A 14,496-nucleotide genomic window follows, 5' to 3' on the forward strand; every position below is an offset into this window, starting at 1 on the left:
CTCAATGCTGGCTGAGCGCGCTCGACAGCAGGCGCGCGGTAATGTCGACGATCGGAATCACGCGCTGGTAGGCCATCCGGGTCGGACCGATGACACCGAGCGTACCGACGATCTTGCCGTCGACCTCGTAGGGCGCCGTGACGACGCTCATCTCTTCGATCGGCACGAGATTCGATTCCCCGCCGATAAAGATCTGCACGCCCTGCGCGTGGCTCGAGACATCGAGCAATTGCAGCAGGCTCGTGCGCTGGTCGAAAACATCGAACAGCTTGCGCAGCCGGGCCATGTCCGACGACAGGTCGGCGACTTCGAGCAGATTGCGCTCACCCGAGATCAGCACCGTCTCACCGGGGTCGCTTTCGTCGGTGCTGGCCGCGACCGCCTGATGCATCAAGTGCGTCATGTCGCCGCGCAGCGCGTCGATCTCCTCGCGCAGCCGGCGCCGGACCTCATCGAAGCTGAGTCCCGCGAAGTGGCCGTTGATATAGTTCGACGCCTCGATCAGTTGCGATGGCGAATATTCGCGCTGGGTCGCCATGATTCGATTCTGTACGTCACCCTCGGGTGTCACGATGATCAGCAGGATCCGTTTTTCGGACAGCCGCATGAACTCGATCTGCTTGAAAACATGGCTGCGCCGGGGGGTGAGCACGACACCCGCGAACTGGGACAGATTGGAGAGCACGCTCGCCGCCGCGGCAACCAGCTTGGTCGGTTCAGCCGGCGTGAGACGCTGCTGGACATCGTGCTTGACCTGCTCGTTGTCCGACATCGTTTGCACGGTCAACATCGTATCGACGAACAAACGGTAGGCACGCGGCGTCGGCACCCGGCCCGCCGACGTATGCGGGCTCGATACCAGACCCAGTTCCTCGAGGTCGGACATCACGTTGCGAATGGTCGCCGGCGACAATTCGAGCCCCGAGTACTTTGACAGGGTGCGCGAACCCACAGGCTGACCTTCGGCGATATACCGCTCGATCAGGGTCTTTAGCAGGGTTTGGGCGCGTGGGTCTAGCATGGATCGATTGTAACCGCATGGCGGCACGATGCATGCGGGTAAACAGGGTGCGTTACCGCCATCTGTTGCTTTGCGCTTGCATTTCAGGTTTGCTCACGCGTATCTTCTGCATCCCGTGCCGGCCTTCATTCGGGTTTCATTCTACCCGCTGTCCTCTTGACGAGGCGCCGTTCGGGTGGCAGCTATGGTGTAATTCGAGCACGCATTCAAGCAGGAACGAGGGGGAGACTATTGAAGACCGTCGCGCTGATCGGCCGGGCAAATACGCCGGGCATTACCGAGCCGCTCAAGGCGCTGGCCAGTTGCATCACGGCCAAGGGCTACGAGGTGGTTTTCGAATCCGAAACGGCAGCGGCCCTCGACCTTGAAGGCTTTCGCGGGCTCACGCCCGAGGAGATCGGCGCGCAGGCCGATGTGGCCGTGGTGGTCGGCGGCGACGGCACGATGCTCGGCATCGGCCGCCAGCTCGCGCCCTACGGCACGCCCCTGATCGGCATCAATGCGGGACGGCTTGGCTTCATCACCGACATTCCGCTCGACGAGATGCGCACAGTCGTGCCCCAGATGCTCGCGGGCGCCTGCGAACGCGAGGAACGCATGCTGCTCGAAGCGCGCATCGTGCGGGACGGCGCGACCATCTACAAGGCCGATGCGCTCAACGACGTCGTGGTCAACCGTTCGGGCTTCTCAGGCATGGCCGAACTGCGTGTCTCGGTCGACGGCCGTTTCATGTACAACCAGCGTTCGGACGGCCTGATCGTCGCGACGCCGACGGGCTCGACAGCCTATGCGCTGTCCTCGCAGGGGCCGATCCTGCATCCTCAGCTGGCGGGTATCGTCCTGGTGCCGATCGCGCCGCATGCGCTTTCGAACCGGCCGATCGTTCTATCCGACGACTCGGAAATCGCGATACGAATCGTCTCAGGACGAGACGTGAATGTGAACTTCGACATGCAATCGTTCACCGCGCTCGAACTCAACGACACGATCGAAGTGCGGCGAGCCAGTCACACCGTGCCCTTCCTGCATCCGATCGGTCACAGTCACTACGCGACCCTGCGCGAGAAACTGCACTGGAACGAATACCCTTCGAACGAGGACGACCCGGTCTGAGGGCCTCGCCACTGGCGCGCGCCCGGATCGAGGCAGCTGGCGGTCCCCGCTGCCTGCCTTCACTGGCCGGGTGCTCGTGGCGGCCAACTTGCCGGTCGCCCCTCCCGTCCGCCTCACCATCGCGCTGACATCCGGGTAGGGCAAAATCCTCCCGCATCTCAGGTAATCTTCTGTTTTCCGATTTCGTCGCCTGTGCCGCCCTGGAGTGCTCGCTTCCCATGCTGCGCCATCTTTCGATTCGCGATTTTGTCGTCGTCGACACACTCGACCTCGAGTTCGAGCAGGGTTTCACCGTGTTTTCGGGCGAGACCGGCGCGGGCAAGTCGATCCTCATCGATGCCCTCGCCCTGACCCTCGGTGCGCGCGGCGAAGCGAGCGTGGTGCGCACCGGACAGAGCCGCGCCGACATCAGCGCCGAATTCGCAACCCATGAAGCCGTCGACCGCTGGCTCGCCGACCAGGCGCTCGAGGGCGAGGCCGGCACCGTGCTGCTGCGCCGTGTGATCGACACGGGCGGCCGCTCCCGCGCGTTCATCAACGGCACCGCCGCGACCCTGACCCAGTTGCGCGAAGTCGGCGAAATGCTGGTCGAGATCCACGGTCAGCATGCGCACCAACTGCTGATGCGAGCCGACTCGCAGCGCGAACTGTTCGACACCCATGCGGGCCTGGGCGCCCTTGCCGGCGAGACGGCGCGGGCCTGGCGCGCATGGCGCGAGGCAAGCGCCGCGATCGAGGCCGCGCATTCGCGCGACCGCGAGATCCAGCTCGAACGCGAACGACTCGCCTGGCAGCTCGCCGAACTCGACAAGCTCATGCCCCAAGCCGGCGAATGGGAAGAGATCAACGCCGAACATCGCCGGCTGTCGAATGCCGCGAACCTGATCGGCGGCGTCCAGGATGCGCTGGGGGCGCTCTCCGAGTCCGACGAGGCGATGCTGCATCAATTGAGCGCGATCGTCGTGCGGCTGCGCGCACTCGCTGAAATCGACACCGGTCTCGTCGACGCGGTCGCCACGCTCGAGCCCGCTGAAATCCAGCTTCAAGAAGCCGTCTACTCGCTGAGCCACTACGCGCAGAAGCTTGACCTCGACCCTCAGCGGCTCGCCCAGGTCGATGCACGCCTTGAAGCACTGCACTCTGCCGCGCGCAAGTTCCGGCTCCAGCCCGAAGCGCTTCCCGAGGAACACGCGGCACGGCGCACCCAGCTCGAGGCCCTCGATGCGGCCGCCGACCTCGATGCGATGCGCGCGGTGCAAGCCGCTGCGCAGCAGGCCTATCAGGACGTCGCAAAGAAGCTGTCAAAGGAACGCGCGCGTCATGCGAAGGCACTCGGCGCCGCCGTGACGACCGGCATGCAGGAGCTCGCGATGACGGGCGGACGTTTCGAGGTCGCGCTCGTACCGCTGTCCAATGGCGGCGCGGGTGGCCCGAACGGACTCGAACAGATCGAGTTCCGCGTCGCCGGGCACGCGGGGGTGCCACTGCGCCCGCTGGCGAAAGTGGCCTCGGGCGGTGAACTCGCGCGGATCAGTCTCGCGCTCGCGGTGATCGCGAGTGCCGCGAGCCCGACCCCGACGCTGATCTTCGACGAAGTCGACACCGGCATCGGGGGCGCGGTCGCCGAGGTCGTCGGCAGGCTGCTTCACCAGCTTGGGCGCCAGCGCCAGGTGCTCTGCGTCACGCACCTGCCGCAGGTCGCCGCGCGCGGCGAATTCCATTTCCGGGTCGTCAAGAAGACGATCGACCCGGACCAGACCGTCTCGTCGGTCGCGTCGCTCGACAAGCCGAACCGGGTCGAGGAAATCGCCCGCATGCTCGGCGGCCTCGAGATCACCGCCACGACTCGCAAGCACGCAAAGGAAATGCTCGCGGCTTGAAGGGGTCGCCCCCGGCCGGCCTCAGAGCGTTGGCCGGAATGCGTTCGCCTTCGAGCGCTTTTGAAGCGCAATGCCGTTGAACAAGACGGCCGCCGCCGGGTATCGGCGATGGCCGGTGCCCGACAGCTACTTCACCCCGATCGCACCCAGCGGCGCGGGTTCGACGCCGGCGAAAATGCGCTCCCAAAGGCCCTGCACCGCTTCGCGTTCGACGCTCACGCGCTGTGCCGGCACGCGTGCCGTATCGATGCCGTCGAGCCGCATCTTGTGCTGGATCGCGCGGTAGGTCCGGTAGGCGTTGCCGACGGCTTGCGCCTCGCTGTCGGGCATCAGCCCGAAGTGCGCGAGTTCGCGCAGCAGGGCGATATTGCCCGTATTGCGCAACAGCTCCGGATGGCTCGATGCATGCAGCAGCACGAGATACTGGACGATGAATTCGACATCGACCATGCCGCCCAGGTCATGCTTGAGATCGAAGAGCAGGGTCGGGTTCGAATGGCCTTCGCCAACGCGGTTGCGCATCGCCACGATCTCCTGCGCAAGCGGCAGCGCCTCGCGATGCTGGGTCAGCACCTGCGTGCGGATCGCCTCGAACTGCTCGCCGATCCGCGCATCGCCGCAGGCGAAGCGCGCACGCGACAAAGCCTGATGCTCCCAGACCCATGCGGTGTTCGATGCGTCCCCTTCGCGAAGCTGGTAGCGGCGAAACCCGTCGAGGCCCGTGACGAGCAAGCCCGATGAGCCGTTCGGCCTGAGCCGCAGGTCGACGTCATAAAGCTGTCCCGCGCCCGTCGGCGTCGTGAGCCAGGTGATCAGCCTGCGCGCAAACGCCGCGTAGATTTCGTCCGCGTTCTCATCCGCGTCGTCGTAGAGGAAGATCAGGTCGAGATCCGACGCATAGCCGAGTTCCTTGCCGCCGAGCTTGCCATAGGCAATCACCGCGAAGCGCGGCTGTTCGCGATGGCGGCGCGGCAACTGGCGCCACACCGCGTCCAGCGTGACCTCGAGCACGGCGTCGGCAAGTTCGGACAGCAGGTCGCTGATCCGTTCGACCGTGATGTGCGCGGCCAGATCGAGCAGCAGGATGCGAAAGGTTTCGGCATGTTGAGCGTGACGTAGCAGGTCGAGCTGCTGTTCGACACTGTCGGCCGTCGCGAGCCGGCCCGACAAGGCACGCTTGAAGGCGGGCCAGTCCGACGGTGCCGCGAGCGCCTCGTCGTCGAGCAGTTCGTCGAGCAGTTGGGGATGCTTGCGCAGATAGTCCGCCGCCCAGCTCGACGCACCGACCACCGACAGCACCCGCCTCAGCGCAGCGGGGAACTCGGCGAGCAGGGCCAGATAGGCCCCGCGGCGTGCAACCGCCTCGAGCAGGTCGAGAAAGCGCAGGACCGTGACGTCGCAAAGCTCGGCCGACAGCGAGGCCGCCGCGTCGAGCACGCGGACCACGAGCAGGTCGAAGCGCTCGCGGCTGAGTTGGGGCAGGCTCTGGTAGCGCACCGAGGTACGCATCACGCGCAGCCGCGCGAGCAGAGCGGCCGGGTCCTGGAACCCAAGCCGGCCGGCCTGCGACACCCATGTATCGTCTTCGGCACCGTCGAAGTGCTCGTCCGCCAGGGCGTCCGTCCAAAGGTCATCGCCCGTCACAAGCGATTGCGGTGCTTCGGCCGCATCGGGCTCCCGATCATTCGCATGGAAACCGCCTCGACCGGCCCCCTGCGACGGACCGGCACTCGCGGCACGCCCGCCCGCGGCCGGGTTCGATGACTCGCGGCGCGTCCCTTCTTCAGCTCCGCCTCCGTTGGACCCGCCATTGTTCTTGTCCGCGAAGATCCGGTCGAACTCTGCCTCGGCAAGCACGCGATGGCGATTGATCTCGCCAAGCAAAGCCTCGTAGTCGAGATAACCGAGCGATCCCGCGAGCCGCTGGCGCGCCTCGGGATCGACCGGCAGCGCATGGGTCTGCGCATCGTCCGCGTACTGGAGCCGATGCTCGACCCGCCGAAAAAACAGGTACGCGTCGCTGAGCTGTGCCGCGATCGCGGGCAGCAACAGGTTCTGCGAGACCGCGTGCGCGAGCACCTCGAGCGTCGGCCGCACGCGGAAACCCGCATCCTGGCCGCCGCGGATCAACTGAAAAACCTGTGCCGAGAACTCGATCTCGCGAATGCCGCCGCGCCCGAGCTTGATGTCGTCCGCCTTTTCGGGCCGCATGGTCGCGCGCTTGACGGCCTCCTGCCGGATCTGCTCGTGTAGCGAGCGCAAGGCGCCGATCACATTGAAGTCGAGGTAGCGGCGGTAGACAAACGGCTTGACGAGCCGGTCGAGCTGTTCCGCGAGCCGGCGGCCCGGCGCATCGTCGGTCCGGCTCACGAGCCGCCCCTTGATCCAGGCATAGCGCTCCCACTCGCGGCCCTGCACGTAGAAATACTCCTCGAGCATGCCGAGGCTCGAGACGAGCGCGCCCGAATCGCCATTGGGCCGCAGCCGCATGTCGACCCGGAATACGAAGCCGTCGGCCGTCAGCTCCGAGAGTGCGCCGATCAGCCGCTTGCCGAGCCGCGTGAAATACTCGTGATTCGAGATCGGCCTGCGCTGCCCCCCGGCCGTCTCTCCCTCTTCCTCATAAAGGAAGATCAGGTCGATATCCGACGACACATTGAGTTCCCGGCCGCCGAGCTTGCCCATGCCGACCACACCGAGCGAGAGCGGTTCACCATTGCTCTCCCCGAGCGGCACACCGAAACTCGCGCGCAAGTCGGCATCGAGCACCTCGATCGCGCGCTGGATCGCGACTTCCGCGAGATCGGTCATCGCCGCGGTGACTTCCGCGACCTCCGCGATGCCGGCGAGATCGCGCTCCATCTCGATCAGGTAGACCTCCGCCCGCAACCGGCGCAAGGCCTGCTTGAGCGCATCTTCGCCAGGCGGCGTGCCGGGCTGGGCGTGCTCGAGGAGCGTTGAAAGCCGCGCCTCGATCCAGGCCCGTGTCGCAGGGCGAGCGGCCAGGCCGGGCAACGCTTCGGCAAGTGCGGGCAACGCGTGCAGCACACCTGCCGCATATCTCGAAAACGATTCAGAAAGCAAGAGGGAAGAGGTCATCTAAACTCGGGAAAAAGCGGGCCAAAGCCGCTGGGGCGCACGTCGGACCCTGTGTTAAAGTGGCTCCGACGCCCCAGCAAACTACCATACGCATACGACCCCCGCAGCATGTCCGAACGCCCGGAACCGTCCGCCGTGATCGACGAACCGCGCAACGACGTTTCGCACACGGGTGGCAACCGACAGTTGCGGCGCATATTCAAGGTGCTGCTCGTCGGAGCCCTTGTGCTTTACTTCGGCGCGGCATTCGTCATTTTGTTGCTGCGCTACGCGGTGTTGCCCGATATCGGCCTGCTGCGGCCGCGCATTGAAAGCGAACTCTCCGCGGCGCTGCACGCCACCGTCCACATCGGCAAGATCTCGGCACGCTGGAGCGGTCTGCAGCCCGGCGTCGACATCGAGCAGCTGACCATCGTCGATGCCCACGGCGTGCAGGCACTCTCGATTCCGCACGCCAATGCCCAGATCGCGTGGATCTCGATACCCCGTCTGCAACTGGTGCTTGCACGGCTGGTCGTCGACGCGCCCGATGTATTGATCGAGCGCGATGCATCGGGCGGCCTGTCGATCGCCGGCGTGCGCCTCGCGTTCACCGGGCGGCACGACCGCGCCTTCCCGAACTGGCTGCTGTCCCAGCGCGCGATCGTCCTGCGCGGGGGCACCCTGCGTTGGCGCGACGCCATGCGCAGCGCGCCCGAACTGATACTGCGCGACATACGCTTCGCGTTGCTCAACGACGGCCGCACACACCAGATCGGCCTGCAAGCCCAGCCCGACGGCTCCGTGCTCCACGGGCCCCTCGATTTTCGCGCGGACTTTCGAAGCGCCGCCTTCGGACAGGCCGGCGACGCGAGTTCGTGGATCGGCACCGCCTACGCGACAGCCGGGCCCCTCGACCTGCGCATCGCCTCTCACTATATGGCGCTGCCGATCACTGTCGACGCCGGCAGCGTCGCGGGCCGCGTCTGGCTCGATTTCAGCGGCGGCCGCCTGAACCAGGCGCGCGGCGCGCTCTCCGGCCATACCCTCGCGCTGCAGCTGACGAAAGGCCGACCCGCGCTGAGCCTGCCCGCCGCCGAGCTTCACTACAACCTCGCCCAGGACGACGACGGCGCGACGCTCAACATCCGCGATCTCGTGCTCGAGTTCGGCGGCGAACCCCCGCTCTTCGACGGCACGCCGGTATTGCGCCGGCTCGATATCGAGCGTCTGAGCGCGGCCTACCAGGGCCCCAATATCGGCCGGCCCGGCTTGCGCGCGGCGAGCGGCGCGAGTGCCACCGCCGCGCGCAAAGCGATCGCCGCGCATGGCGAGCGCTTCAGCATCGACGGTGACGCCATGGACGTCGGGCTGCTTGCCGATATCGCACGAACCCTGCCGCTGCCCGACGCCGCCGCCGATACGCTCGCCCGCTTCGAGCCGCGCGGCGTGCTGCACGACTACGCAATCGCCTTCGCGAGGCCCGCCCCTTCCTCGCTGCAAGGCGAGCAGGCTCAACGCAACAACAAGGTGCAGGCCATCGAACGCATCCGGTTCAAGGCCTCATTCGACGGCCTCGGTTTCTCGGCGCAGCAGCCCAAACCCGGCCTGACCCTGCGCCACCATCCACGCAGCGGACTACCCGGCTTCAACAACCTGAGCGGCTCGATCGACGCGGACGAAGGCCGTGGCACGCTCGAGCTCGACGCGCGCGATGCGGCCGTCACGATCCGCGGCATGTTCGACGAACCCGAGCTCGATTTCGACACCCTCGCCGGGCGCACCACCTGGTCGATCGAAAACACAGCCGACCCGAACCAACCGGCCATCGACGTCAAAATCGAACGCCTCGCCTTCTCGAACCCCGACGCCGCGGGCTTCCTGACGGCCAGCTATCACAAAGCCGGGCCCGGGCGCGGCGCACTCGACCTGAAGGCCGGATTCGACCGGCTGACGGTCAACCGCGTGCCACGCTACCTGCCGACTTCGATCGATGCGAAGCTCCGCGGCTACCTCGCGCATGCCCTGCTCGCCGGCACCGGCCACCACACCACCATCGAAGTTCGCGGCAGCCTCGATGAATTCCCCTACCAACTGCCCACCCAGCACGGCCTGTTCAAGATCGTTGCACCGTTCAAGGGTGGTCGCTTCGACCCGTCGCCCTGGCCCGCCAAGCGCACCCGCTTCGGCAAGCTCGAAAACTGGCCGGCGTTCGACGACATCGATGGACGCCTGCTGATCGAGAACAAGCTGCTGCGTTTCGACATCGACGCGGCGCGATACCGGAGCGTGAAAGTCGACCGGGTTCGCGGCGAGATCACTGACCTCGCGGACCGCGCGAGCCCCCTCGTGATCGGTGGCACTGCGCGCGGACCCCTCGCGGACATGGTCCAGTATCTCAACGACAGCCCGGTACCCGACGCGGTCAACCGGGCAACCGCGCAGATCAAGGCAAGCGGCGACTCGCATCTCGCCATGACCATCACCGTGCCGCGCGGACTCCACCATCCGCAGACGAGCGCCAAGGGCCGCGTCACCTTTGCCGGCAACGAGTTGACATACAGCGTGTTGCCGCCCGTGTCGAACCTCCATGGTGCAATCGACTTCACCGGCCATTCCGTGCAGATGGCCGGCGTTACCGGCCAATGGCTCGGCGGCGGCGTGCACGGCAGCGGCGGCCTGCGTGCGGACGGCAGCCTCGCGATCGACCTCTCGGGCCGGATTGCGGTCGATCACGCGCGTTCCCTGTCGGCCACGCCGGCGACCTCCGCACTGTTCGAGTATCTGTCCGGCAGCGCGCCGTACAAGCTGAGCGTGCGAGGCGCACCCCGTACGATCCCCGACCTCACCCTCGACTCCGATCTGATCGGCCTCGGCAGCACACTGCCCGCCCCCTTCAACAAGGCCGCGGGAACCAGCATGCCCGTGCGGGCCACCGTGCACCGCCTGGCGAGCGCTGGCGACGAACGCGACGCACCCGCGGGCTCCGACCTCGCGACCCGGCTCAAAGCCCGCGTCTCCCAGCTGGAACTGCACGCCGGCCCCCTTTCGGCCAACTACCTTGTCGGCGGCGGCTTGGACCCCGTGGCACTGCGCGGCGCGATCGGCGTCAACAAGCCCGCGCCCCTGCCTGCCGAAGGTGTGGTCGCCGCACTCGACCTCGATACACTCGATATCGATGCATGGCGCATCGTGATCGACAAACTCGTCCATCCGACCGGCAGTGCCGCCCCGGCCGGTCTTCCCGCGGCAGCGGTGCCGGCAACGCTTGCACAGTCGAGCATGCCGGCAACCGCGTCATTGACGGTACCGCCGATCAAGCCATCGACCGTGCCACCGACTGCGCCATTGACGATGCCGTCGACCACTCCGGCGCTATCCCTTGCCTCGACGTCGCCGGCCGACGCTTCGACGTCTCAGGCGGCGAACGCCTCCCTGTCTTTGACCCCGACCGTCGATTCCCGGACCGCGCGCCCGGCCGGCGCCGTCGCGGGCGCCGTGCTTGGCGTGCGGGGCGTCGTACCGCCCGACGTCGGCCCCGTCGCGACCACCACGTCGAGCTTTATGCCCACCCGGCTCGCGGCCCACGTCAACCACCTGACCCTGCTCAAACGGCATTGGGAAAACGTCGTGCTCGGCGCCACCCACGATCAGGAACTCTGGCAAGCCAATCTCGCCTCCGACCAGATCTCCGGCCATATCAACTGGCGCGCGCCCGACCAGGGCAATCGCGGCGAACTCCAGGCCCGCCTCGCCAAACTCGAAATTCCGCGCGCCACCGAGCACGACGTCGTCGGCCGGATCATCGAACGCCAGTCGACCGGCTTCCCGGCCGTCGATCTCGAAGTCGACAACCTGATCGTCTACGGCAAGAGCCTCGGCCACCTCGACGTCCATGCACGCAATACCGATATCGACAACGAACCCGTCTGGCTGCTCGACAAGCTCGAACTCGACAATCCCGCCGCGAAACTGACCGTCAACGGCAACTGGCGCACCTCGCGCCGCGAGCGCGTCCTGGCGCCCGGCGAAGACTTCGACGACGACAACGGCGAAAGCCTGCGCCCCCGCCGCACCGTGCTCGAATTCAAAGTCGACGTGCTCGATGCAGGTGCCCTGCTCTCCACCCTCGGCTTGCCCCGCACCATCGAAAACGGCAAGGGCACCCTGTCCGGCAAAATCGGCTGGCGCAGCGGCCCGACCTCCATCAACTATCCGACCCTCAACGGCAAAGTCTCGGCTGAGCTCAAAGAGGGCACCCTCGTCAAGGTCGACCCGGGCGTCGCCAAGCTGCTCGGCCTGCTTTCCCTGCAGACCCTGATGCGCGTGCTGACCCTCAACTTCGGCGACGTCGTCGGCCACGGACTTGCATTCGATTCGATCACCGGCACCGGCACCATCCACAACGGCGTCACCTCGACCGACGACTTCGAACTCGTGACCGACCCCGCGCGCGCGACCATGAGCGGCACCATCAACCTCGTCGACCAGCAGCAGGCCCTGTTCGTCAAAGTCATCCCGACACTCAACTTCGGCACCGCCGCGATTGCCGTCGCGTTCGTGAACCCCCTGATCGGCCTTGGCGGCTTCGTCGGCCAATACCTGCTGTCCGAATCGATTTCCAACACCTTTTCGCGCGAGTATTCCGTCACCGGCACCTGGCACAAACCGACGATCCGGCAAATCAAATCCGATGAGGGTAAGATGAATCGTCCCGCGACCGAGCACAGCGACAGCGACCAGTAACCGTCGCGCCGCGCCACCCCAGCGCCAGCAGGCTGGCGCGCGGCGCGCCAAACCGCCGAAGCTGCCGCTCCAGCGGGCCTGCCGGGCCAGCCCGGCGTCCATTGCAGCCGTTATGACCGAGAATACCGAGACCGTTCTTCCTCCCTTGCGTGTCGCCGCCGTCCAGATGGTCAGCGTGCCCGACGTCGAGCGCAATCTGGCCGAAGCCCGCCGGCTGATCGAGGCCGCCGCGGGCGAAGGCGCAAAACTCGTGCTGCTGCCCGAATACTTCTGCTTCATGGGGCACGCCGACACCGACAAAGTCGCCCTGCGCGAGCCCGCCGGCGCCGGCCCCATCCAGACCTTTCTCGCCGATGCCGCGCGCAGACACCGCATCTGGCTGATCGGCGGCACCCTGCCCGTCGCCGCTCCCGAGCCTGGCCGCGTGCTCAACGCCACCTTCGTGTTCGATCCCGAGGGCCGCGAAGTCGTGCGCTACGACAAGATCCACCTATTCAATTTCGTCAGAGGCAGCGAAGCGTTCGACGAGGCCCGCACCATCCGCCCCGGCACCGAAGTACGCACCTTTGAAGCTCCGTTCGGCCGCGTCGGCCTGTCAGTCTGCTACGACCTGCGCTTTCCTGAACTCTATCGGGCACTCGGCGACTGCGCCCTGATCGTCGTACCCTCCGCCTTCACCTACACGACCGGCCAGGCACATTGGGAAACCCTGCTGCGCGCACGTGCCGTCGAAAACCAGTGTTATGTGCTCGCCGCCGCGCAGGGCGGCAAACACGAAAACGGCCGCCGTACCTGGGGCCACAGCATGCTGATCGACCCCTGGGGCGAAATCGTTGCCGTGCATGACGAAGGCCCCGGTGTCGTGATCGGCGAAGTCGATCCCACGCGCATCGCCGAAGTGCGGCAGAGCCTGCCTGCCTACCGGCATCGCGTGCTGGCCTGAGCGCCGCCGCCCACCCGTTCCGAACTCCACGAACCCTATTCGACCTTTTCCAGCCACGCATGAATATCATCGAACCCGGTATCCGTAATCTCGCGATCGCCAAAGACGTGCTGCTCACGCCCTACGGCCTCGACGAAGGCATGTTGCTGCACACCCTCGGCGATATCTTCACGCACCAGGTCGACTATGCCGACCTCTACTTCCAGACCACCCGCAGCGAGGCCTGGAGCCTCGAGGAAGGCATCGTCAAGTCCGGCAGCTTCTCGATCGACCAGGGCGTGGGTGTACGCGCCGTCGCCGGCGAGCGCACCGCCTTCGCCTATTCCGATGACCTGTCAGCCGAAGCCCTCAAGCAGGCTGCCCATACCACCCGCGCGATCGGCCGCCATGGCGGCGCCGGCAAGGCCCGCGTCAAAGTCGCCCATTCCCTGCGCGGCGTCGCCGGGCGTGACCTGTACCTGCCCGCCGATCCCCTGAACTCCCTCGACGCCACCGCGAAAGTCGCCCTGCTCGAGCGCGTCGAAGCCATCGCCCGCAAGCGCGACCCCCGCATCAAGCAAGTCATGGCCGGCCTTGCCGGTGAATACGACGTCATCCTCGTGGCCCGCAGCGATGGCGCACTCGCCGCCGACATCCGCCCCCTCGTGCGCCTGTCCGTGACCGTGATCGCAGAACAGGACGGCCGCCGCGAAATCGGCAGCGGCGGCGGAGGCGGCCGCTTCGACTACGCCTACTTCACCGACGCCCGCCTCGAACAGTACGTCGACGACGCCGTGCGCGGTGCCCTCGTCAACCTCGAGGCCCGTCCCGCTCCGGCCGGCGGCATGACCGTCGTGCTCGGCCCGGGCTGGCCCGGCGTGCTGCTGCACGAAGCCATCGGCCACGGCCTCGAAGGCGACTTCAACCGCAAAGGCTCGTCCGCCTTCGCCGGCCGCATCGGCGAACGCGTTGCCGCCTCCGGCGTGACCGTCGTCGACGACGGCACCCTGCCCAATCGCCGCGGCTCCCTGAACATCGACGACGAGGGCAATCCGACCCAGTGCACGACCCTGATTGAAGACGGCGTGCTCAAGGGCTACATCCAGGATTCCCTGAATGCCCGCCTGATGAAAGTGCCCGTGACCGGCAACGCCCGCCGCGAGTCCTACGCCGCCCTGCCCATGCCCCGCATGACCAACACCTACATGCTCGGCGGCGACAAGGACCCGCGGGAAATCATCGCCTCCGTGAAGCACGGCCTCTACGCCGTGAACTTCGGTGGCGGCCAGGTCGACATCACCAACGGCAAATTCGTGTTCTCCGCATCCGAGGCCTACATGATCGAGAACGGCAAGATCTCCTACCCCGTCAAGGGCGCGACCCTGATCGGCAGCGGCCCCGAGTCCCTCAAATACGTGAGCATGATCGGCAACGACATGGCCCTCGACACCGGCGTGGGCGTGTGCGGCAAGGAAGGCCAGAGCGTGCCCGTCGGCGTCGGCCAGCCCACCCTGCGCATCGACAAGATGACCGTCGGCGGCACCGCCTGAGACCGAACGACAATCAGGCCCCTCCGCCCATTTTCCGCACCACACCCCTTCCAGATGCAGATTTCACGCATTTTGAAGGGGTGATACTTGCCTTCCCTGCTTAAACTCGGTATAAAGCGACACCAGCTTAAATTTTGAACAGCCCGACCCCATGTCCACCGCCCGCTTTTATTTTTGGTTTTATGC

At 66.4% G+C, this 14,496-nt stretch carries 7 protein-coding genes; 5 read left to right on the plus strand and 2 right to left on the minus strand.

The features are described from left to right. Position 1 precedes the first annotated feature (1 nt). Positions 2-1,021 (minus strand): heat-inducible transcriptional repressor HrcA, encoded by a 1,020-nt coding sequence (gene hrcA, locus HV670_RS01340; RefSeq protein WP_175102813.1) that lies wholly within the window; start codon positions 1,019-1,021, stop codon positions 2-4. A 204-nt stretch (positions 1,022-1,225) separates the two neighbouring features. On the opposite strand from hrcA, the gene HV670_RS01345 reads away from it, so the two are divergent. After that, positions 1,226-2,134: an NAD kinase gene (locus HV670_RS01345; protein WP_175102997.1), complete on the plus strand. Its 909-nt coding sequence runs from the start codon at positions 1,226-1,228 to the stop codon at positions 2,132-2,134. Positions 2,135-2,352: 218 nt separating this feature from the next. Next, positions 2,353-4,014: a DNA repair protein RecN gene (gene recN, locus HV670_RS01350; protein WP_175102814.1), complete on the plus strand. Its 1,662-nt coding sequence runs from the start codon at positions 2,353-2,355 to the stop codon at positions 4,012-4,014. A gap of 126 nt (positions 4,015-4,140) precedes the next feature. On the opposite strand, the gene glnE is transcribed toward recN, so the two are convergent. Beyond that, positions 4,141-7,113 (minus strand): bifunctional [glutamate--ammonia ligase]-adenylyl-L-tyrosine phosphorylase/[glutamate--ammonia-ligase] adenylyltransferase, encoded by a 2,973-nt coding sequence (glnE, locus tag HV670_RS01355; RefSeq protein WP_175102815.1) that lies wholly within the window; start codon positions 7,111-7,113, stop codon positions 4,141-4,143. Positions 7,114-7,221: 108 nt separating this feature from the next. Here glnE and HV670_RS01360 point away from each other — a divergent pair, with 108 nt between their 5' ends. The 3 genes from HV670_RS01360 to tldD all read left to right on the plus strand — a co-directional run bounded on the left by HV670_RS01360 (position 7,222) and on the right by tldD (position 14,310). Then, the gene (locus HV670_RS01360; RefSeq protein WP_175102816.1) at positions 7,222-11,838 is read left to right on the plus strand and encodes a YhdP family phospholipid transporter; all 4,617 of its coding nucleotides are present in this window, start codon (positions 7,222-7,224) and stop codon (positions 11,836-11,838) included. Positions 11,839-11,950: 112 nt separating this feature from the next. Then, positions 11,951-12,781 carry a carbon-nitrogen hydrolase family protein gene (locus tag HV670_RS01365; protein WP_175102817.1) on the plus strand — a complete coding sequence of 277 codons (831 nt, stop codon included), beginning with the start codon at positions 11,951-11,953 and terminating at the stop codon, positions 12,779-12,781. Positions 12,782-12,840: 59 nt separating this feature from the next. Then, complete coding sequence (gene tldD, locus HV670_RS01370; protein ID WP_175102818.1) at positions 12,841-14,310, plus strand: metalloprotease TldD; 1,470 nt, start codon at positions 12,841-12,843, stop codon at positions 14,308-14,310. Positions 14,311-14,496 lie beyond the last annotated feature (186 nt).

Origin of the sequence: Pararobbsia alpina, from assembly GCF_902859895.1 — a bacterium.
In the GTDB taxonomy this organism is placed as follows: domain Bacteria; phylum Pseudomonadota; class Gammaproteobacteria; order Burkholderiales; family Burkholderiaceae; genus Pararobbsia; species Pararobbsia alpina.